At 53.1% G+C, this 21,795-nt stretch carries 20 protein-coding genes and 1 tRNA gene; 6 read left to right on the top strand and 15 right to left on the bottom strand.

Annotated features, from left to right (window positions below; all coding sequences use genetic code 11):
* Positions 1-239: 239 nt before the first annotated feature.
* Genes O0S10_RS09485 through pyrG form a run of 6 tightly spaced genes read right to left on the bottom strand, consistent with a single transcriptional unit; the run spans position 240 to position 6,697 of the window.
* Positions 240-875 (bottom strand): CDP-alcohol phosphatidyltransferase family protein, encoded by a 636-nt coding sequence (locus O0S10_RS09485; RefSeq protein WP_268925638.1) that lies wholly within the window; start codon positions 873-875, stop codon positions 240-242.
* A complete protein-coding gene (locus tag O0S10_RS09480; RefSeq protein ID WP_277612761.1) occupies positions 872-1,381 on the bottom strand; it encodes an adenylate kinase family protein in 510 nt (169 codons plus the stop codon). The genes O0S10_RS09485 and O0S10_RS09480 overlap by 4 nt, the downstream gene beginning before the upstream one ends.
* Positions 1,381-2,460 (bottom strand): histidinol-phosphate transaminase, encoded by a 1,080-nt coding sequence (gene hisC / locus O0S10_RS09475; RefSeq protein ID WP_268925636.1) that lies wholly within the window; start codon positions 2,458-2,460, stop codon positions 1,381-1,383. Before hisC ends, O0S10_RS09480 begins: the two co-directional genes overlap by 1 nt.
* Entirely contained in the window at positions 2,438-3,565 is a 1,128-nt protein-coding gene (locus O0S10_RS09470) for an aspartate aminotransferase family protein (protein WP_268925635.1), read from the bottom strand. The genes hisC and O0S10_RS09470 overlap by 23 nt, the downstream gene beginning before the upstream one ends.
* Before the next feature lie 5 nt (positions 3,566-3,570).
* Positions 3,571-5,106, bottom strand: a complete 1,536-nt coding sequence (gene guaA / locus O0S10_RS09465) for a glutamine-hydrolyzing GMP synthase (RefSeq protein WP_268925634.1) — start codon at positions 5,104-5,106, stop codon at positions 3,571-3,573.
* 4 nt (positions 5,107-5,110) lie between these two features.
* Complete coding sequence (gene pyrG / locus O0S10_RS09460) at positions 5,111-6,697, bottom strand: glutamine hydrolyzing CTP synthase (RefSeq protein ID WP_268925633.1); 1,587 nt, start codon at positions 6,695-6,697, stop codon at positions 5,111-5,113.
* 146 nt (positions 6,698-6,843) lie between these two features.
* On the opposite strand from pyrG, the gene O0S10_RS09455 reads away from it, so the two are divergent.
* Positions 6,844-7,350: a hypothetical protein gene (locus tag O0S10_RS09455; protein WP_268925632.1), complete on the top strand. Its 507-nt coding sequence runs from the start codon at positions 6,844-6,846 to the stop codon at positions 7,348-7,350.
* Here the strand turns inward: O0S10_RS09455 and O0S10_RS09450 are convergent.
* The 3 genes from O0S10_RS09450 to O0S10_RS09440 all read right to left on the bottom strand — a co-directional run bounded on the left by O0S10_RS09450 (position 7,347) and on the right by O0S10_RS09440 (position 11,978).
* Positions 7,347-8,063, bottom strand: a complete 717-nt coding sequence (locus tag O0S10_RS09450; RefSeq protein WP_268925631.1) for a vWA domain-containing protein — start codon at positions 8,061-8,063, stop codon at positions 7,347-7,349. The two genes, O0S10_RS09455 and O0S10_RS09450, sit on opposite strands and share 4 nt — an antisense overlap.
* Entirely contained in the window at positions 8,060-10,813 is a 2,754-nt protein-coding gene (locus tag O0S10_RS09445; protein ID WP_268925630.1) for an aminotransferase class V-fold PLP-dependent enzyme, read from the bottom strand. The genes O0S10_RS09450 and O0S10_RS09445 overlap by 4 nt, the downstream gene beginning before the upstream one ends.
* Before the next feature lie 259 nt (positions 10,814-11,072).
* A complete protein-coding gene (locus O0S10_RS09440; protein WP_268925629.1) occupies positions 11,073-11,978 on the bottom strand; it encodes a DUF4013 domain-containing protein in 906 nt (301 codons plus the stop codon).
* Between the two features lie 104 nt (positions 11,979-12,082).
* Here O0S10_RS09440 and O0S10_RS09435 point away from each other — a divergent pair, with 104 nt between their 5' ends.
* Together O0S10_RS09435 and O0S10_RS09430 are read left to right on the top strand one after the other, a co-directional pair.
* Entirely contained in the window at positions 12,083-12,559 is a 477-nt protein-coding gene (locus O0S10_RS09435) for a hypothetical protein (protein WP_268925628.1), read from the top strand.
* Between the two features lie 3 nt (positions 12,560-12,562).
* On the top strand, positions 12,563-13,648 hold the full coding sequence (locus O0S10_RS09430) for an MFS transporter (RefSeq protein WP_268925627.1): 1,086 nt from the start codon (positions 12,563-12,565) through the stop codon (positions 13,646-13,648).
* 164 nt (positions 13,649-13,812) lie between these two features.
* Here O0S10_RS09430 and O0S10_RS09425 read toward each other — a convergent pair whose 3' ends face one another.
* Positions 13,813-14,820 carry a hypothetical protein gene (locus O0S10_RS09425; RefSeq protein ID WP_268925626.1) on the bottom strand — a complete coding sequence of 336 codons (1,008 nt, stop codon included), beginning with the start codon at positions 14,818-14,820 and terminating at the stop codon, positions 13,813-13,815.
* A gap of 45 nt (positions 14,821-14,865) precedes the next feature.
* On the opposite strand from O0S10_RS09425, the gene O0S10_RS09420 reads away from it, so the two are divergent.
* A complete protein-coding gene (locus O0S10_RS09420; RefSeq protein WP_268925625.1) occupies positions 14,866-15,711 on the top strand; it encodes a DNA adenine methylase in 846 nt (281 codons plus the stop codon).
* A 154-nt stretch (positions 15,712-15,865) separates the two neighbouring features.
* Here the strand turns inward: O0S10_RS09420 and O0S10_RS09415 are convergent, their stop codons facing one another.
* Positions 15,866-17,533, bottom strand: a complete 1,668-nt coding sequence (locus O0S10_RS09415) for a formate--tetrahydrofolate ligase (RefSeq protein ID WP_268925624.1) — start codon at positions 17,531-17,533, stop codon at positions 15,866-15,868.
* Positions 17,534-17,669: 136 nt separating this feature from the next.
* Positions 17,670-18,866 (bottom strand): type IV pilin domain-containing protein, encoded by a 1,197-nt coding sequence (locus tag O0S10_RS09410; protein WP_268925623.1) that lies wholly within the window; start codon positions 18,864-18,866, stop codon positions 17,670-17,672.
* Positions 18,867-19,192: 326 nt separating this feature from the next.
* On the opposite strand from O0S10_RS09410, the gene O0S10_RS09405 reads away from it, so the two are divergent.
* Positions 19,193-19,771: a hypothetical protein gene (locus O0S10_RS09405; RefSeq protein ID WP_268925622.1), complete on the top strand. Its 579-nt coding sequence runs from the start codon at positions 19,193-19,195 to the stop codon at positions 19,769-19,771.
* 13 nt (positions 19,772-19,784) lie between these two features.
* Here the strand turns inward: O0S10_RS09405 and O0S10_RS09400 are convergent.
* Positions 19,785-19,858, bottom strand: a tRNA-Thr gene (locus tag O0S10_RS09400).
* Positions 19,859-19,972: 114 nt separating this feature from the next.
* Between O0S10_RS09400 and O0S10_RS09395 the strand changes: the two genes are divergently transcribed.
* Positions 19,973-20,206 (top strand): hypothetical protein, encoded by a 234-nt coding sequence (locus tag O0S10_RS09395; RefSeq protein WP_268925621.1) that lies wholly within the window; start codon positions 19,973-19,975, stop codon positions 20,204-20,206.
* A gap of 10 nt (positions 20,207-20,216) precedes the next feature.
* On the opposite strand, the gene O0S10_RS09390 is transcribed toward O0S10_RS09395, so the two are convergent.
* Positions 20,217-20,525 carry a ferritin family protein gene (locus O0S10_RS09390; protein WP_268925620.1) on the bottom strand — a complete coding sequence of 103 codons (309 nt, stop codon included), beginning with the start codon at positions 20,523-20,525 and terminating at the stop codon, positions 20,217-20,219.
* Between the two features lie 71 nt (positions 20,526-20,596).
* Positions 20,597-21,508: a hypothetical protein gene (locus O0S10_RS09385; RefSeq protein ID WP_268925619.1), complete on the bottom strand. Its 912-nt coding sequence runs from the start codon at positions 21,506-21,508 to the stop codon at positions 20,597-20,599.
* Positions 21,509-21,795 lie beyond the last annotated feature (287 nt).

The following is a 21,795-nucleotide window of genomic DNA, read 5'->3' as shown; positions in this document are numbered from 1 at the left end:
CTTTCGCGGTGGTTGTACTGGGAGTAACCAAAGTCAAATATTTTTCTTCAGATATTTTTGATCCTGCAACTCGGGACACTTTTGAGGAAAGCCGGACAAAGTGTCGTCTGACCCATACTGTTTTGTTTGAATGATACCCCGAAAAGATTTCGCAGGTACTCTTCCGAAAAAAATACAGGAGATTTTGCTTTCCGCAGGAATCAGAGCACCACAAACGGAACCGCAAAAACCAAAAAAAATTACTCCTTCTTCGGTGCATTCAGCTCGCGCCAGCCGCTCACAAACCGCTGAACTGCCGTAACATGGCCGAACACCCCGAAGATCACCAGCAGCCAGCCGAGTGCCGGAAGCCCGAACAACAGCGGCACGGGAAACACCACCTCAACCGCACCGAACACCAGCAAAAGCACCAGCCGGTCCGCCCTGCCCAAAAGACCCCCGTAATTCCGCTTCAGACCAACCGCCTGCGCCTGCGTCCCCAGATACGACGACATCAGAACACCCGTCAGCGCAAACACCCCGATAGCCCAGGCCGGAACCTGACAGGTCCATGCAATCGTACCCCACGCAAAAATACCCGTAATAATAAAAATATCCGCATACCGGTCAAACACATGATCCAGATAATCCCCCGCAGGACTTGCAATACCTGTCAGACGGGCCACCGCTCCGTCAATCGCATCAAAAAATGCACTCACAAACACCAGAACAACCCCAAACAATGTCTCGCCAAGACCAAAGAACACACCCGCAGCTGCCGCTGCAAGCAGTGCCAGCACCGTACAGGCATTCGGCGTCAGATGCAGTGCCGCAACAGCCTTGGCAAGCGGGGTCACAATAAAAGCAACCTTTGAGCGGTAGGAATCAAGTGTCATAACATCGGGTCCAGAAACTCTGACCAGTCGATTGTTCCAAACGAAGCAGGAATCTCATCCGCCGCAAACGAAACAACCAGATCCGCCACAGAAACTACATCTCTATTTGTCGTATCTATTTCATATACTTGTTCCGAGGCAAACATATCCGCAGTCTCCGACAAAATCACATCCAGCGCCTCCGCAGAACAGTTCTCCGCAACCTTCGCCGCCGCATAACCGCGTGAAGAAAGACGGCCTTTCAGCACATCCGGCCTGCACCGGAGAACAACAATCTTATCGCACGCAAGAAAATGTGCAAGCGACCCTTCCACATATCCCTCCGTATCGGAAAACGCATCCGCCCACGCATCCACATCCACCTCATCCGCATCGCGGACAGCATCATGACCCACAATATAGGGGGCAACGGTCGTCTTCAGATCAACAACCGGAAAACCCCGGCAACGAAGTTCTGCCGCCACCGCAGACTTCCCCGTCCCCGGCGTCCCCGTAATTCCGATCATCACAGACCCTTCACCACCGTAAGGAACCGCTCATTCTCCCACACATCGCCGACCGACACACGGACAAATGTATCTCCAAGACCCGGGAAACTCGCACACGACCGGACAAGAACGCCCTCCTTTGCAAAAGCCTCCATCGCCTCATTACTCGTCATCGGGGCAACATCAAACAGCACAAAATTTGCTCCGCTCGCAAGAACCGGAAACGGAATTTCACGGACAAACGTCTCGCGCCATTTCCGCACATGGGAAATGAACGCATCGCGGTAGGCAGTATCCGCAACTGCCGCAACCGCCGCAGCCTCCGACACACGGTTCAGCGTAAACGGCGTCGCCGCAGCTCGATACGGACCTTCCAGCCACTCCGGAACAAATCCGTAGCCAACCCGCAGACCCGCAAGACCATACACCTTCGAAAGCGTCCTTCCGATAATGAGATTATCATACTTCTTCAGAAGCGGCAGATAATCCTCATCGCAGAACTCCACATACGCATTATCGAGGAACAGAACACCGGAAATCTCGGATAAAATCCGCTCAATATCCTCAGTACTGGTAACCGTTCCCGTCGGATTATTCGGCGTACACAAAAAGGAAAGCTTCGCATCCGCAGCCTCTGCAATAAACGCATCCACATCCACCGAAAAATCCGCAGCCCGCGAAACATTCACCAGCCGGGCAGACGCCGCCGCCGCATCAAGCCCGTACACCGAAAACGTCGGCGTGGAAACCACAACCTTCTCCCCCGGCGAAACAAGGGCACGGATAACGGTTTCAATCACGCCGTCCATCCCAAGCCCGGACGTCACCACGGGATGATCACAGACATACCGGCGAAGGGCAGCGACAAACTCCCCCGCCTTCGGATCGGGATACCGGTTCGCCGCCGCAAGTGCGGCAGCGGCAGCTTCCTGCACCGCCGGAGACGGCGGAAAGGGATTTTCATTACTGCCAAGCATCGCAACCTCGGCGAACCCCGACGCTGCCGCAATCTCAGCCGGAGACTTCGCAAAGACATAACCCGTCTTTGTGTAGAGCTCACGGCAGAGAACTTCTTTAGACGGATTCTGCTGCTTCATTGATGACTGCAATAGCGTAATCGATCTCGCGGTTCTGAATAACCAGCGGCGGCACAATTCTGATATTTTCGCCGCCGGCAACGTTGATTAACAATCCATGCTCACGGCAGTACTCCGCAATCGCCGGAGCTTTGGCCCCGGCAGTGAAACCGACCATCAGACCCCGCACCCGCGGGTTCAGGTTTGCCAGACCTTTTCTGAACCGCTCTCCTTTCGCCGCAACCTTCGGCACAACGGTCTTCAGCACATCAAACGTCGCGTTTCCTGCGGCGCAGGCAATCGGCCCTCCGGCAAACGTACTGCCGTGCTCTCCTTTCGTAAACTCCAGACCCTCGCGGGCGATAATTGCACCCATCGGAATACCGGACGCAACGCCTTTGGCGAGACTGATAATATCAGGCTGAACCCCGGTGTGCTGGAACGCGAACCATTTTCCGGTTCTGCCCATACCCGTCTGAACCTCGTCACAGATCATCAGAGCGCCCGTATCATCACAGATATCGCGGATGCCCGGAAGGAAATCATCCGGCGGAATAATGACACCGGTCTCCCCCTGAATCGGTTCAAAGATAACCGCAGCAGTTTTCTTCGTCACAAGTCCTTTCAGTGCTTCAATATCCCCGTACGGACTGAACTTACAGGGAATACCGAGCGGCTCAAACGGCTCGCGGATATCAGGTTTATGGGTACAGGCAAGTGAACCAACGGTTCTTCCGTGGAAATCATGCTCAAAGGACACGAACTCATGGCGGCCGGTTGCCCGGATGGCGAGCTTCATCGCCGCATCGTTTGCCTCGGCACCAGAGTTGCCGAAGAACACCTTGCCAAGACCGGAAGCCTTCGACAGTTTTGCCGCAAGTTCCGCCTGGCCCGGCACATAGTAGAGATTCGAACAGTGAATCAGCGTCTGTGCCTGTTTGCAGATAGCAGCGGTCACTGCCGGATGGCAGTGACCGGTACTGCACACCGCAATACCTGCGACTAAATCAAGATATTTCTTTCCGGTACTGTCCCATACATGACAGTCTTTGCCCCGGACAATCTCCATGTCCCGCCCGAACGCGGGCATATAGTATTTTGCATCAAGTTGTTTGGAAGTTGGCATAAGTATCACTCATATTCAATAGTTGCCGGAGGTTTGCTCGTGATATCGTAGAGGACACGGTTCACGTGGCGAACCTCGTTGATGATTCTGCCGGAAATTTTTTCCAGCACAGGATACGGAATCTGCGCCCAGTCGGCGGTCATGAAATCCGTCGTGGTAACCGCACGCAGTGCAACTGCATAGTCATAGGTACGTTCATCGCCCATGACACCGACACTGCGCATGTTGGTTAAGGCCGCAAAGTACTGATTAATCGCACGGCCAAGACCCGCGGCTGCAACCTCCTCGCGGAAGATCGCATCCGCATCACGGAGGATGTCGAGTTTGTCCTTCGTGATGTCACCGATAACGCGGATGGCAAGTCCCGGGCCCGGGAACGGCTGACGCCAGACAAGATTTTCCGGAATGCCGAGCTCCGCTCCCGCGGCACGCACCTCGTCCTTAAAGAGGATGCGCAGGGGTTCGATGATCTCCTTGAAATCCACATGATCCGGGAGACCGCCAACATTGTGGTGACTCTTGATGACCGCAGCATTTCCCGGTCCGGACTCAATAACATCCGGATAAATTGTTCCCTGCACCAGAAAATCAACCGTACCGATCTTTTTTGCCTCTTCTTCAAAGACGCGGATAAACTCTGCACCGATAATTTTGCGCTTCTGTTCCGGATCGGAAACACCGGCAAGTTTTGCGAGGAACCGATCTTCAGCATTCACGCGGATCAGATTGATATCGTACTGATTTCTGAAGACTTCTTCAACTTCATCGCCTTCATTCTTACGCAGCAGTCCGTGATCCACAAAGATGCAGGTCAGTTGTTTGCCGACGGCCTTGTGCACGAGAACAGCAGCGACCGATGAGTCCACACCACCGGAAAGTGCACAAAGTACTTTTTTGTCGCCGATCTTCTCCCGCAGGTGCATAACCATATTGTCCACGAACGAAGACATCTGCCACGTTCCTGTACAGCCGCAGACACCATACAGGAAGTTTCTGATCATCGCCATACCTTCGGGCGTGTGCAGTACTTCGGGATGGAACTGAACCGCGTAGATATCCCTCTCCGGATCTTCGAGTGCAGCAAACGGGCAGCCGGGCGTTGCCCCGGTAGCACAGAACCCTGCAGGAAGTTCGCTGATGTAGTCCCCATGACTCATCCAGCAGGACGTCTCCGCAGGAATTCCGGTAAAGAGTCTGCTTTCGGAAAGAGTCAGCGGTGTTTTGCCGTACTCGCGGGTCAGAGCCGTGGCCCCGGAAGAAACTTTGCCGCCGAGCGTGAACGCGGTCAGCTGTGCTCCGTAGCAGATACCAAGAATCGGAATGCCGAGCGAAAAAACACCTGCATCCACCCGGGGGGCGCCTTCCGCATACACCGAAGCAGGACCGCCGGTGAAGATGATACCCCGGTAGTTTCCGGCAATGATCTCATCAAGCGAAATCGTGCAGGGTTTCACCTCACAGTAAACGTTCGCCTCACGGACGCGGCGGGCGATCAGCTGATTGTACTGACCGCCGAAGTCAAGGACAAGAATGGATTCCATGATTTTACTCTTTCCGGGTATGGTTTGCAAGACCGGCCTTCACAAAGCCGACGAACGGTGCCGAGGGACGGGTCGGACGCGACCGGAACTCGGGGTGGAACTGGGTTGCAACAAAGTACGGATGACCGGAAAGCTCCAGAGCTTCCATGCGGCGTCCGTTCCGTCCCACGAACCGCAGACCTTTTGCCTCGATCTCGTCAATGTATTCGGGATTGACCTCGTAACGGTGACGGTGGCGTTCAACAATATCGGTTGCACCGTAAAGTTCAGCGAGCTTGGAATCAGCCGCAAGGTGCACTGGATAGTCGCCGAGCCGCATCGTACCGCCAAGGTCATCAACGCCTTCCTGTTCCGGCAGGAGGGCGATGACCGGCGTTCCGTCGCCCATCTCGGCACTGGTTGCATCACGGTACCCGACGACATTGCGGGCGAACTCGATAACCGAGAGCTGGAACCCGAGGCACAGACCGAGCAGCGGTTTGTTGTGTTCACGGGCGTACGTGATTGCTCCAATCATTCCTTCGATACCGCGGTTGCCGAATCCTCCGGGGATGAGAATACCATCAAGGTCGGCAAGGTCAGCGTTCGTGTACTGCTCGGCATCGAGCCATTCAATAATAACCTCGGTTGAGAGCTGGCGGCCCGCATGCTTGAGTGCCTCCTTGATGGAGATATAAACATCTTCAACACCGTATTTGGTGATAATACCGATTCTGACGCGGTTGGTGTACTCGCGGGAGACGAGGGAGTACCAGCTGTTGTCCGGCTTGCCGGGCGAGAGCTTTAAGAGCGGCAGGAGAATATCCGCCATTCCTTCCTTCTCCAGCTCCATCGGAACAAGATAGGTATCGGGAGCAGTTGTAGCGCTGATAACAGCAGAGACATCAACGTCGCAGAAAGAGGAGATCTTGCGTTTGGTGGAAAGTGAGACCGGCAGCGTACTGCGGCCTACGATGAGATCGGCTTCAAGTCCCAGTTCCCGCAGTGCTTTAACGGAGTGCTGCGTAGGTTTGGTTTTGAGATCGCCCATGGTGTCTGCCGGAAGGAGGGTTACGTGAACAAGAACGAAGTCACCGTTGCCGTACTCCCAGTGCATCTGACGGACAGCCTCCAGAAACGGCATGCTTTCAATGTCGCCGACCGTACCGCCGACCTCAACAATACAGATCTCTGCATGGTTGCCGTCTTTGTCGATCCAGCTCTCTGCGGCATGTTTGATTCTGTCTTTGATCTCATCGGTGATGTGCGGAATAATCTGGACGGTTGCCCCGAGGTAGTCACCGTGGCGTTCTTTCTGAATCACGGAGGAGTAGATCTTTCCGGTGGTCAGGTTGTGGTCACTGGTGAGTTCAATGTCAAGGAACCGTTCGTAGTTTCCCAGGTCCAGATCCGCCTCGCCGCCGTCCTTTAACACGAAGACTTCGCCGTGCTGGGCCGGGTTCATGAGGCCCGCATCAATGTTTAAGTACGGGTCGATCTTGACGGAGGTTACGTGGTAACCTCTGTTGATGAGAATTCGTCCGATGGACGCAGCGGTGATGCCTTTGCCAAGGCCGCTCATCACACCGCCGGTTACAACTACATACTTCACTCGTGTGTCCCCGCAGTTTCAAATTTAATAATGCTTCTTATATTGGAGGGCTGAGGTATTGAAACTGAGGGGTTGGCCGGTGATACCTCCTAAGCCGCCCCGCGTCGAAACACTCTTGCCGGTAAAAAACAACATACCACACAGGTATGGGATCAACTTCGGACAAAACAGAAGAGCTGGTATATGACATCAGGGACGGGCTGCCAGAAGAGCCGGACAATCCATACGAAAAAGTGTTCTTCTATCAATGCCTTCTGGAAGCATTAACAAAATTACAGGAGGAATACACGCATCGGCGGGAGAGAGAAATCCAAAAAATCCGGACGGAAAAGATCAAACATCCCGCATACCAGCTGGTGATTCCCGTACGAAAACGGCGCATTGTTGATGTTGCAAAACTCCGGGTTCTCTATCCGGAGATTTACGACGAGTTCGCATACATCAAACCCTACGATATCATAAAGATATTTGGAAGAAAATCCCTCCGGACAGCAGCAGTTCAGCTCATTGGCGAAGAAGAGACACGACAGTATGAGTCCGTGAATGTAACCGAGATTGCAGAAAAACTTACCGCAGACGAGCTGAAGTCCTGCGTCACTCTGACGGAAACGGAACAGACGCCGGTTGTCAAACAGAAAAGAAGGAGATATTAGAATACCCGCCGGACATACTCCGCAATTTTTTTCCGGACCGGATCGTCTTCTGTACCGAACTCCGCAAGACAGGATTGCATCTCCTCTTTTACCGCTAAAATATCGGTTCCGGATACGGAAAGGGAAAAGGAATCACCGCCGCCGAGATCGATAGTGCAGGAAAGCGTGATCGGAACAGGTACTGCATGCGGGACAGGTGAAGCGGCGACAGATTCGCCGAACGAAGCGAGGAAGGGACGCGGGTCAAGGAGAACGGATGAGTCAAAGAGGTTGTCTCCTGCAAACATGCGGAGAACAGCAGCGTCCGCATCAGTGGTCAACGGGACAGCAGCACGGATAACGGAGGCATCAAATCTTTTTGCAAGTACTGTCTGCACGATCTCTTCGGGATCGGAGAGTGCCCCGCCGGAGATGAGAAGTACAACGTTTCTGATGTCCGGTGCGGTGGTAAAGCTCTGTCCCGCAAGGTTTACGGCATGGGCAAGCGAGGAGAGGTAGCCGCCGGACGGCAGATCCGTCCACTCCACCTCGCCCGCAGGAACCGGTTCAGGACCGAGATGCCACATGGCAGTGTCAGAGTAGCGAAGGATACGGACCGGAAGATCAGCAGGCAGTTCTGCAATGAATTTTTTCACCGGCATGTTTGCGGCGGCAGTTCTGCCGCCCTCAAACGCGCCTGCACAGTCCACGAGAAGAGTAAGGACGGTCTTCATGAAATCATCTCCCGGACAGTTGCAGCAAGGGTATCGATCTCGCTTGCGGTATTGTAGAACGCAAGGCTTGCACGAATGGTTCCGTCAGGACAGCCAAGCTGACGCATCAGCGGTTCGGCACAGTGCATGCCGGACCGCACCATAATACCGCCTTCATCATCCAGATACGCGGCGGCCTCGTGCGGCGGGATGCCGTCAATCGTAAAGGAGACAACACCGATGCGCTGGTTCGGATCGGCGGGTGCATAGACCTGTACGCCGGAGATGGCGGAAAGTTTTTCGATCAGCCTGCTGCCGAGTTCCCGTTCCCGTGCTTCGATCTGCTCCATCCCGATCTCTTTGAGGAACGCGGCGGCCTCGCCAAGACCGATCCCGCCCGCGATGTTCGGCGTACCGGCTTCGTATCTGTGGAAGCCTTCCGCCGGAGTAAAACCGTCGTCGGTAACGTGTTCCACCATACCGCCGCCGAGGAACAGCGGCTCTAAGATCGGCTTTTTCATCCAGAGAACGCCGGTCCCGGTAGGGCCGCACATTTTATGACCGGAGAAGGAGAGGAAATCCGCACCAAGGGCACGGACATTGACCGGCATATGGGGAACAGACTGAGCGGCATCAACGGAAAGGAGCGCGCCATGCCTGCGGCAAAATCCGGCAATCTCTGCAACCGGCACAATAGTGCCGGTCACATTCGATGCCTGTGTTACGGCAACCAGCCGGACCGAGTCGTCCATCGCTGCTGCAAATGCATCCATGTCGAGCGTGAGGTCGGGGCGGAGACCAACGATCCGGAGTGTGACGCCGGATTTTTCCAGTGCACGCCACGGAAGGAGATTTGAGTGGTGCTCAAGAATAGTGGTTACAATTACATCGCCCGGCTGCCATTCAAGTCCACGGGCGATCATGGTGACGGCTTCAGTGGTGTTTTTCACAAATACCGTGGTGCCTTCTGCCCCGTTGATGAGGGAGGCAGCTTTTTCGTGGGCATGCCAGTACTTCTGGCTGGCAATTCTCGTCAGCCGGTGAACACCCCGGCCGACATTTGCCCGGTAACTGCGCTCAAACTGATCCATGGCGACAAGCACAGACTCCGGGGAAAAGGAGGTTGCAGCATTATCAAGGTAAATCAGATCGCCTATCATAGGGAACTGATTTCTCAGGGATTCCCAGTCCGGGACAGCGGAGGAGGTTTTGCCTTCGTCCCCAACATTCACAATGTCGCCTGCTTTGCCTTCCGGCATCAGATGGGCAACCGAGGAAGGAGTACTGCGCCGGACCGGTTTTTCGGAAAGATCAAGACCTGCATCCCGGACAAGTTCCTTCATCTTGGGCGGGAGTTCCTTCCACCGCCACAGTCCCCAGCTGATAAACTCGGGCGGGAGACCACGGTCGGCAGCCCAGCGGGTGAGGAAGTCGTCCCACCGTGCAGCCATGTCAGGATGCGTCTGATGCATGGTTGCAAGTTCTGATTCAAGCATGGCAGGGCAGAGATAACAGCCGATGCGTTCATACCCGCGTTCATACAGCGGGTTGTACGGAACTCCCCGCAGCCAGAGGTAGAGGAAAACATCAAGCGCCCGCCAGGAACGGATGGGGGAGAGGTTGATCTGCAGAGGATTGTTCGGGTTTTGGGAGACGGCATCAAGCGAGGCGCGGCTCCATGACTCATACCAGCGGTTGCCCTGAACCGTAACGCAGGGACCGGTTTCGGCGAGATGAATCTTCAGAGGATTGAGTTTGAGAAGTTTACAACACCAGCGGTGATCCTTTCCGGGAGGACCTGCTTTCTCGACTGCCTGCCAGAAGTCTCCGGCTTTCTGAATGAGGCGGACGTTCTGACTTTGGACAAACTCAATGGTTTCAGGAAACTCAAGACCAGTATCGATGAAGAATGCATCAGTCACGCCTGCTTTCTGAGCAATGTGCCAGACGGCGGTACTGTCTTTTCCGCCGGAGAAGGAACAGTTTGCAGTCGGTGCAAGACCGAGGTTTTGTTTGATCTCGCGTACAGCGGTGCGTTCCATGTTTTTGAGATGGAAGGCATTTTTCTCCACAACGTCAGCCCACGACGGGTTTGCCATGCCAAGTTTCGGCTGTACGCTGACAAGCTCTTTGATGCGGACTGCACCGTCTTTCAGGATGCCGGTGCCGTACTTGGATTTGTATTTGAGAATGACAACGCCGTCCGTCGCCTCCGGTGCAGTGACAGCGATTTTTTTCCCGCCGAGTCTGCCGGAGGGGAGGGAAGAAGCTGCGGACTCAAGGTCGATGATATTTTTATCGGCTTTTCCGATGAGGTAGGGGAGGGCTTCTGCTTCAATGTCGAGCCGGAAACTACGGGTAACGGGATCAAACCAGAGCCAGGCAAACCGGACACCGTTTGCGATAATGAGATCATTCCGGTCAAGACCGCCGGCTTTGTTGAAGATCATCACATGCGGGAGCGTTACGCGGGGGCCGAACCGGTCGCAGATGAGGGTCTGCAGGAGAGAGCGATCGGCTTTGAGAACCGGACGAATATCATAGGGCTGCTGAAGCGGTATTTTTGTAGTTTCGGTTCCACAGGAGCAGGTCTTTGCAACGAGCGGGACATTACAGTGCAAACACCAGTAAAGATGTTTGGTGAGATAGTCGTCACTGTCAGCAGCGACGTAGTAACCGGGCTTAATCTCTTTTCGCGGAACTTTTTCCGCAGATTTTTTGGTCTGCGGTTTTTTCCGCTGATGCGGATATTTTTTGTATTCGTGCGGCACAATGAGAATATATTGGTCAGGATTGCTATTTCTAATCAGAGGTTCATCCGTTCCGCCGCAGGCGAAACGGATGAGCCTCCGAGAAACACACAATCCCGCCCCGCCCGCCCCTCCGGGGCTGGGGTCACAGCGGTTGACGGGAGGAGGAGATGCAGGGGAAAACGATCAAAAGCGCATAAACGATCAGAGGAGGCACCCGTGATTATTCCTCCTCCGGTCACAGGCGGATGAACCGCACAGGAGATATCAGAAATTTCAGTTAGAAGAAATCAAATTCTTCATCATCGATCTCCTCGGGCAGGAAGGCCGTATCATAGACCTCGGAAAGGTACCTGATGAAGAACACCGTAATCGGCACAAGCGCAAAGATATAGAGAACATACAGTACCGCCATAACAACAAGATTGTTTGAAAACACCTGCGAAAGCGACACTACCACAAACGTCACCATCAGATAGAGAATACTCATAACCACCAGCGAAAGAATATAGTCGTACCAGCCGATCTTGCTGATAATCCCTGTGATCGTCTTCAGGTTCACCGCCTCACGAATAGAACCTGTCCGGCACAGATGTGTAATCCCGATAAACGCAAACAGAAGAACAATCAGTGTCGTAATAAACTGAACAGCAGCATAGGAAAAGACTGTTCCCACATAGATCATCCCTTCCATATCAAGGAAATCCGCGCTTGAGTACATCCCCGTATCCGGGAAGAAGTACATAAAGACCAGCATATAGATTACTGAGATGATGATCAGCGGAATTGCATAGATGATAACGGTAACGTTGATTCTCCAGCCGTTAAAGAACAGTCCCCAGAAGTTCCCTGTATCCGGCATAGAATCGCCGGAACGGAACAGACGGTAGCAGTACCCCTGCATCAGCGGAACAAAGAAAATGCAGGATAATCCCAGCAGCAGAGCAAGAAACTGCAAAAGACCCGAAAGAACCTCACGGGTAAACCCGAAGTCCGGGCCGACAAGGAGACTCACCAGAATCGGCAGAACAATCAGCTGCAGCGCAATCGTCGCCACAATGAATCCGACAATAATCGGGCCGACAATATAGAAAAACAGAATCACCCATCGTGGAAACTGTGTAATGCTGAAGAAAGCATTTTTCGTGAAGTTGTAGGCATTCGTAATGATCTCTGCGTGTTCCATTGTAGCTGTTCTCTCTTAGAATACTATTATGTGGTTTTCTTATAAGATAATTGGCACGATGACGTACCCGCTTTTTTAAGAGGACAGACGTTCAAGAAATACGTATGGGCATTTTAGGCCAGCTTGAACGGGCACTCGGCGTCTGGTATCCTGATCCCGATGCAGACCCGGACGACACAAATCCGGTTGTGGCCGTAGCGTTCCGCGAGTATGTCATGAACCGGCTGGGAGATGCTTACTCCGTTGCCGACCGTGAAGAGCGCGCAGCAGGTGAGCCGGATCTGGTCTGCGTCCGCAACGCAGACGAGGCGCGGTTTGATCTCATCACCTGCTACCGGAGCAGGATGTTCGTCGGCGAGGACAGAGAAGCATATCTGCCGTGGACAACTTCCGAGACCTATGCAGCGTACCGGACTTACGCGGAAACTGAGGAAAACCCCTGCCTTGTTATTATCGGTCTGCACGGATTTGCGGACGAACCGAAGTTTCTGTTCGCAGTCCCGCTCACAGAAGCCGTTCCCAACCTTCCGAGAACGGTTTTGCAAAAGTACGAAGTCAAAAAAGATGCAGAACTGTTCTGATTCATGAAACTTCAGGCCGTATTCCGCATGTCGCTGTTTTTGGGTGCATTTGCAGCTATGGCTCTCTCCAACGCAGTTGTGCCGGTCTTAAACAGCATCGCGCCCGAACCCGGAATGCAGGGGGCGGTGTACTCGGCCTACTTCCTCGGCGCGTTTCTCATGGTGTTCCCCGCCGGCTGGTTGTCGGACAGGGTCGGGAGAACACCGCTGGTGAGGATCGGTCTTTTCGGGACGCTTGTATCAGCGATTGTTCTGTGGGTCTCCTATCCTGATCCGACAGCGGCAGTGGCGCTTCGGTTTGCGGAAGGATTGTTCACGGGGATGTTTGTTTCTGCGGCAATGGCGTTCGTGAACTCGGCTGCGGATCACCGCAGACTCGCCGGCGGGTTTGTTGCGCTGATGAACGTGGGCATGGTTGCGGGACTTGTTGTGAGCGGCTGGCTTGCATCTGTTCAGGCCTACGCAGGTGTTCTGGTGTTTGGGATACTGGCGGGAGCAGCGGGACTGCTGAGTCTGGGACGTGAAGATGATGCACCCGCACTGCAGAGTGTTCTGCCGGTTGCGGCGGTGCGGGATATTGCGGTGTATCATAAATGGCTGTGGGCAGCTCTCTTTGTGTTCTGCGGAACGACCGGTGTGGTTATCTCCGCATACCCGGACCTTTCCGGTGCAACGGCTGACGTGAACGGTGTGGTAACGGCGCTGATGAGTGTTGCAACGGCAGTGTTTGTGTATGCGGCATCACGGATGCGGACCACTGACTCACTTTCGGTGGTGCGGGTTGCGGGCATTCTGCTCGCAGTTTCCATGCCGGTTGTGCTGGTGCATCCGGTGGGAATGATCTTTGTCGGTGCTGTGTTCGGCGTGATCACGGCGGCGGTGCTGAACTATCTTGCGGAAACGAAAAAACCGCAGGGGGTGATGAACGGGATGTTCAATATGACGCAGTATGCGGGAATGGCAGCGTTGCCGTTCGCCGCAGGGCTGCTGGTGCTGCCGATCGGGTATGCCGGCGTGTTTCTGATCGTCGCAGTGCTGAATGCGGCGGCAGGACTGCTGGTCGTCCGCTGTCCGTGCTATGCGCGGTAAGGGATAGTGTTTCCCAAATACTTCAGGAGATTTCAGCCGAGTTTTTGTTGTTTGTGGTCTTATTGGGGTGAACACCGGGTACTCCTGCCACCGGAGTGCTCCGGTTTTCCGGGAAAAATCACTGCAAAATATTTTTTCGACAACATCTGTGATAAAAAAAGAGATTAGTGTCTTCTGACTGCCAGAAGGGCCGCCGCACCAAGTGTTCCGACTGCGGCAATCAGACCGAACCCGGGCGTCTGGGTCGGGGTTGGTGCACTGGTCGGGATGGTGGTTGCAGCAGTGGTCGCCGCAGTTGTCGGGACAGGGGTCGGCAGGCTGTGGTTTGTTACTACAAACTGCTGCGATGCAGTTGCTCCTGTTTTGATGCCGGTTACTGTGATCTGGTATTCGGAGGAGTGCAGCGGATGAACGGAGAAGCTCCAGAAGTTCTGGCCGCTTGTTGTTCCCTGCTGAACAATCACACTGCCGGAGTCTCCCTGCGACCAGCTGGATGAGTCCTGGGCATTTGCTTCTTCTTTACTCATGGGCCAGAAAGTGGCTACACGGACATCGACAAGAAGATTGTCTCCCGCCGCAAGATTGGTGGTTCCGGAAACCGTAAAGGGAGTACCCATGTACTGGGTGCCAATAGAACTGATAGTGATGGTCGGATACTCAATCGTGAAGGTAAACGTCTGGGAAAGATCGGGGATGTTCGGGCTTTGGAGCATCTGTTCAAGAGCGTAGGCAGCCTGGGATCCCTGCAGGGCGTTTGGTCCCTGCACAACGAAACTGTCGCCGTCAGCGGGAACACCACTTCCGGGTTTTACGGTGATATAGGTGGTGCTTCCCACGGTTACGGGACCGACACTGAAGGTGCTGCCGGTTCCGGGACTCTGAACGACGCAGTAGTACTGGGACGGAGACATATCGCTTGTGGTGGTGAGTTCATAGGTGTACGAACCACTGTTGACCTGTGCTGTTGCGTATTTGAAGTAGTTCGGGCCAAAGAAGTAGAGGGCGACCTGTTGGGAACCGGGTGCCTGACCGTTGACGTAAAGGGTGTCGCCCTGAGCAATGGTGCTCTGGGAGATACCTGCAGAGACCGGCATAATGAGAACTGCGAGAAGAAGCAGAATGCACAGGCCGGTTATTCCACGGGCAGGGAAAGAGAAAGTAGTGCTTTTCATAGACAAGGTATATGTCTTTCCGCTATCCCATTAATTATAATGTTTATGACAAAATCCTCTCTTCCGCGACCGGTGGTGAAATGGGCGGGGGGTAAGAGACAGCTGTTAGGTGAACTTGTCGAGCGGTGTCCGGAGGATTTTGAAAATTATTTTGAGCCGTTTTTCGGAGGCGGAGCGTTGTATCTGCATTTGTGGCGAAAGGGTGCGGTACGGGGGAGGGTGTTTCTGAATGATGCGAACCCCGAGTTGATCAATTTGTACCGGATGGTGCGGGATCATCCCGCAGAAGTTGCGGCGGCGGTGAAACAGCCGGAGTTTGCAAATACCCGGGAGGCGTATCTTGCGTGCCGGATGCGGTTCAACGCGATCCGCGGTACGGATGCGTGTGTTGAGCGGGCTGCGCTGTTTTTATATCTGAATCATCACGGATACAACGGGTTGTGGCGGGTGAACCGGAGAGGGGAGTATAATATTCCGTTCGGACGTTATGTGAAGCCGCCGCGGTTCGGGGAAGAGGCGGTGCTTACGGCGCTGGCGGCGGCGCTTGAACCTGCTGTTCTTTCCGAGGGGGACTTTGCGGGAATCCTGCCGGATATTTCGAAAGGGGATTTTGTGTATCTGGATCCTCCCTATTTTCCGGTATCCGAGACGGCGAACTTTACGTCATATACGACGGAGTCGTTCGGGATGGCGGAGCAGGAACGATTGTGTGCGATGTTTCGGGAGGCTGACCGGCGGGGTGCACGGGTGATGCTGTCGAATTCGGTTGCTCCGGAGATTCTGGAGATGTATGCGGAGTTTTCAGTGGAGCGGGTGCAGGTTCTGCGGTACATTAATGCGAAGGTGTCGGGACGGGGCGGGGCTGAAGAGATTATTGTGCGGAATTATTGAGTTGGGAAGGCAGCTGTCTGGCGGAGAGAGATGTACGGCTTTCCAAGCAAGGGTGACCAAGGTCTTCACCCCGTGAGATGGTCCACGTCCCCGGTATGGGAACAGCCACAGCTACAATGCAGGAGTGCCACGGTTTTGAAAAAAAGTGTTGGCCTTAGAAGAGGCCGGAGATGTTGCCGTCTGCGTCAACGTCGATCTGGCATGCGGCGGGTTTTGCGGGAAGACCGGGCATGGTCATGATTTCACCGGTTTCAACAACGATGAACCCCGCGCCGTTGAGGAGTCTGACGGTTGCGGCGTTGACGGTGAATCCGGTCGGGCGGCCGAGTTTGGCGGGATCGTCGGAGAGGGAGTACTGGGTTTTTGCGATGCAGACGGGAAGATTGCCGGAGCCAATTGTTTCGATCTCTTTGATGGTGGTTTCGGCGTTTGCGGAGTAGGCGACTTTTGCTGCGCCGTAGATTTCGGAGGTGATTGTTTCGATTTTTTCTTTGACGGGTTTGTCAAGGTCGTAGAGGAAGTGGAAGCTGTTTGGTTTTTCACAGGCGGCAACGACTTTTGCTGCAAGGTCGCGGCCTCCTTCTCCGCCTTTGGCGAAGACTTCGGAGAGGGCGAAGTCTGCTCCTTTTGTTTTGCAGAACTCTTCGAGTGCGGTGATTTCTTCGTCGGTGTCGGCTGCAAAGCGGTTGATGGCAACGACAACCGGGACGCCGTACTTCTGGAGGTTTTCGATATGGGCTTCCAGGTTGATCATGCCGGCTTTCATTGCATCAACGTTTGGTTCGCTGCATTTGTCTTTGGGAATTCCGCCATTGTATTTGAGGGCACGGATGGTTGCAACAAGGACGATGGCGTTCGGGGTGAGGCCTGCGTACCGGCATTTGATGTCGAGGAATTTTTCCGCGCCGAGATCGGATCCGAAACCTGCTTCCGTGATGACGTAGTCTGCTAATTTCAGGGCGAGCCGTGTTGCACGGACGGAGTTGCAGCCGTGGGCGATGTTGGCGAAGGGGCCGCCGTGGATGAGGCAGGGGGTGTTTTCGAGGGTTTGGACGAGGTTTGGTTTGAGGGCGTCTTTGAGAAGGGCAGCCATTGCGCCCTGTGCCTGAAGGTCATGTGCGTAGAGTATTTTTCCGCTGCGGCTGTAGCCGATGATGATTCTGCCGAGCCGGTTTTTGAGGTCGGTGATGTCGGTTGCGAGGCAGAGGATTGCCATGACTTCGGAGGCGACGGTGATCATGAAGTGGTCTTCGCGGGGGACGCCGTTGGTGGGGCCGCCCATACCGACGACAAGATTACGCAGCGCTCTGTCGTTCATGTCAAGGCAGCGTTTGAAGGTGATGCGGCGCGTGTCGATGTCAAGGGCGTTGCCCTGCTGGATGTGGTTGTCAATCATGGCACAGAGCAGGTTGTTGGCGGCGGTGATGGCGTGGATGTCGCCGGTGAAGTGGAGGTTGATGTCTTCCATCGGGATGACCTGCGCGTAGCCGCCGCCGGCGGCGCCGCCTTTGACGCCGAAGACGGGGCCAAGCGAGGGTTCACGAAGGGCGATAACTGCGTTTTTGCCGATCTTTGCCATGGCTTCACCGATGCCGACGGTGGTGGTGGTTTTTCCTTCGCCGGCGGGGGTCGGGTTGATGGCGGTTACGAGAATGAGTTTGCCGGTTTTGTTTGCGGCGACCCGTTTTTCGAGTGCGTCGGAGAGTTTTGCTTTGTACTGGCCGTAAGGTTCGAGTTCGTCGGGCCGGATGCCGAGTTTTGCAGCGATTGCGGTAATCTTCTGCATGTCGGCTTTTTGTGCGATTTCAATGTCGGAGAGCATGTGTGTGATTCACCCTCTGGGAGGTAGCTGGTGACGACCGTTGCGGTGTGGTCGTCATATAGTATAGATGGTCAGAGAGTATGATAAATACATGGGGAATGGATCGGGAGGGAAAAAAAGAGGGTTAGGGAGATTGTTAAGGGAGGAGTGAACTGACCGAGGCGGAAGCGACGCGATACCACACCGCTGTATTACCCAGTTTTGACCGAACAAATACTTCGAGAGTGCCGTTTGAATACGCAGTAAGATTGATACCATTTGGTTCGCTACTTCCAAGAGAATATCCGTTCTCTAATGTAGATATATCCCACGAATGTGGTTTATAATGATCGTTTCCACTAGTGATACAATAATACATCTGATTAACATTTCGGATCGATCCTTTATTGATCGTAAGAGGAACGACATAACCAGTACCTTTGGAAATTGCCGAGTCAAAAGTACCAGATACGATTGATGAATTCTCGAAGAAATTAACTCTGGCAGGAATATCTACCGGAATAGTATCAGTTTTCGTACTTCCATCAGATAAAGAAACAGAAACTGAGGCCATTCCCGTCAGACGATCCGCATTTGAACTCGTTGGATACGGTGAATCCAGAACATCCATACCTGTCTCCAGATAGAAGAAGTATTCATTGTCATATTGGTGCGGACTGGTAAGGGGACCCATAGGCACATCTTTTCCCGTACTATCTTTCAGCTTCGATAACGTAACAGAGTCCACCTTAGTAACAGAATCGTTAATCGGTGTCACCAGCAGACCATGTCCCGGTACTCCTGTCGTATTGGTAAAGGACAACACACGGACATAGGTGTAATTAAACTGCTGAGCAACACCCGTCATCGCAGGAATCGTGACCCTTTTCATTAAAAGTACCTGTTCAGTTCCGTCACGGAACTTACCGGTAACGGTTGCAAGCCGGTTTTCCAGAACTCCGGTATTGTTCAGTTCGTTGGTCATGACCCAGGTCGTATCATAGAGTTTCATGTATGTTCCGGTATCTGCAAAGTAGCGATAGCCTGCTCCGGTAACAGGACTTGGCACGTAACTGTTCCCTCGTGTCTGATAGTACAAATCCGGACCATCAATGGTCACGCGCAGTTCGGTAATATCACCCGCGTCTTTCCCTCCCATAACCGTAACTGTTACACCGTGTTCGGGGGTTGAACCTCCCATGGAATAAGTATCCAGGATAAGACCGACATCTTTGGAATCAAACAGCCCGCCCGACAATCCCACTGCCACGATTGCCACAATCGCCACAAAAACAACCGTCATCGCAACGAGCAGAATCGTCCCGACAGCCGGAGAAACTGCATTATCCTTCATGAATATCCACCTGCATGTGTACTCCAAACAGAATATATCCTATGTGAATAGGATATCGGAATTTAAATATATACGCCTCAACACATCTGAACGAAAATAACCACCCGGAAAAATACCGGTTCGGGAAACAGAATCTTCCCCACTTTTTTCAAAAAGACCTCCAATATCCGCAACGAGCGTACTGAATCCTATTCACATAGGATATAACATCCCAAAACAACCCCCAAATAGACTGCTGGAAAAATCTCAACGCACCGCTCCGGAATCCCCTGAACACCCGCCGCCACAAACAGTGATAAATACCCAAAAAAACCAATCATCTCCATATGAAGAAACATCTGCTCCCTCTTCTTCTCATAATCGCCGTCACCGCAGTACTCCTGAGCGCAGGATGCATTGACCCGGAACAATCCGCAGCACCGACACCAACCCCTCTGCAGACAACCGCAGTCCCTACAGCAACCATCATACCCGACAATGACATCGTCCTGCTCGACGTCCTCACCGTCTACCGCGGCGCAGACGCCATGCAGGAACTGTCCACCTCAGGATTCTCCACCACCTACCTCAAAGAAGGAACCACCACCTACCTCATCGAAGTAACCCTCACCTGTAAAACACTCGGCAAACACTCCCGCCGGGAAGGCTACATGGGATCCGTCACCGTCTCCGACGCAGACCTTCAGCTCTACCTCCCGAACAGCTCCTCATCCCGCAGCTACTTTGCCGCAACCCAGCTTCAGCCGGTACCGGAAAAATACCACAACAAAATGCTGTATAACGACGTTGTCCTCAAAGAAGGAGAATCCGTCACCGGCTGGGTACTCTACACCGGCGTCCCCGAAGGCGACGCAACACTCACTCTGCAGAAAAAAGGATGCGAAACAGTGAGTGTCCCAATTTAAACAAAAAATACAAAGCTTCAGGAGGGATTTGAACCCCCGACCTGCTGATTACAAATCAGCCGCTATGCCAGGCTAGGCCACTGAAGCAAAAGTGACTATAATAATTCTCCCTCTCTCTAATAATACTTTACGTTTTTCCCACACCAAAAGTACCCGAACACCGGATTTATCACAACAACCGGCAAACACTCATCAGACAAAATGATTGACTTTGCCAACCTCACCCCCAAACAAAAACACTTCTACGACACCACCCGGCGTGTTGTTACCGGCTGCAAATTCTTCAAAAAAGACCCGTCGCTTCCCGACGCGGAATTTTTCTCCAAGAAAGGATTCGTCTGCACCATGACCTCCGACACCTGTGCCTACTACACCGACGCAACCCTTGGATATGACACGGGCACTCTCTGCGGAAAGTACCGGAAAAAAGAGTGAAAAATATTTTTTAGTTCTTCTTCATCTTCGCAATCTCTTCCTCAACCTCGCCTGCTCCCTCTTTGTAGAACTTCTCCTCATCGGGTGCAAGCTCGTGGAGCAGACGGAGGAACTCACCCGCATGGACACGCTCCTCATCGGCAATATCCTCGAGGACATCAATTGCAAGTTTATTATCCGTCGAATCAGCAAGCTGCTGATACAACTGGATTGCCTCATACTCTGCGGCGATCATAAAGCGGATAGCGCGGACAAGTTCCTTATCGGTGAGTTTCCGATCGAATTGCTGGCCTGCAAATGGATTTCCAAATTCCGGCATAGATAGTATGTTCGTTTCTACTCTGATAAAAGTAGGGATAGAGACAGAAACCCTATCATACCGTCCACAAGTCAGTTACCGTAAATGTAGTTTGCAAGACCGATACCTCCCTTTTCAAGGAAATAATTTGTACCGTTGATTGCAAGGAATTTGTGCACCCAGGGATAAGTCTGATAGAATCCGTCAGCCGGGCGTGTTCCGTACACAGCAAAAATTTCCTCTGCTTTTTCCGGTGAAATGAAAACATCATACCCCCGTACCGGCTGATCGGAGATGATAGCCGTTTTTTCCGGGGCAGTATAGAGCCGCAACAGTTCGGGATACCGGATGAAGTCGGTTTCATTGATGACGATGAATGTTTCTCCGGTGGGACAGCCGAGAGAAACGGATTTTTGCGTGAGACGAACCTCATTCGGCCCAAGCGGTACCGGGTCGTTGGCTCCGGCAGTCAGCAGAGAAACAAGATGCACGGGTTGGTCATCATCAGTTATCGGGATAATGGAGAGAGACATGTTTTTCCAGCCGATAAAGGTACTAAACTGGTTGCCTTCATCAATCGAGAGTATGAAAGCAGTGGCTGGATCAGCGTTGTCAAGATACCCGACGTAGGCTGCATACCCTGAAAGACGCGAGTGGAGATTCTGCAGAGAGACCGTGTGCTGCTCTCCGAAGATGACGAAATTAAGCCTTAGCTCCTCGGCATTTTCAGGAATACTGCCAGTGACGGCAAAGAGACCGGCAGGAGTGTAACCGGTGACACGCGTGTATCCGTCTATATTTTTCTGGTAGGGTGTCATGTTATTAACGGGAATGGTGAGGTCAGGAATAGCAAAGGGATCAGCAGTACGGTTGATAATGAAGGGATCGGGAGGATCAAGATAGTACGGCGTACTGGTGTTTTCGCCTGCAGGTGTTCCGACACAGCCCGATGTGACTGCGGTAAGAACGAGAAAGAGAAGAAACAGAGGAAATAACCAGTTCATGGAAAACAAATTGATCTATAGAAAGATATAGGTTGCGCAGGATTTGCGGGGAAAAATCTCACAATCATATTGGATAAACCGACACACAAACTACCACACGCGTGTTTGTGATCGGATCGTTTGACTCCTTACCGTACGTTCTGGAGAACCACACGAAAAAACCATTATCGAACCGACAGCTTACGCTCGTCAAATAATCATCACAATAAGAAAACAAGACAAAATAAAATCACTACAAAGAAGAAGGGGGGGTGCAGCGTTGAATAGTTCCCGAGAACTCGCGTATC

It is taken from the genome of Methanocorpusculum petauri, assembly GCF_026891975.1.
Classification (GTDB): domain Archaea; phylum Halobacteriota; class Methanomicrobia; order Methanomicrobiales; family Methanocorpusculaceae; genus Methanocorpusculum; species Methanocorpusculum petauri.
Note: the sequence above shows the minus strand (reverse complement) of the source record. Positions and strands in the feature narration are given on the sequence as shown.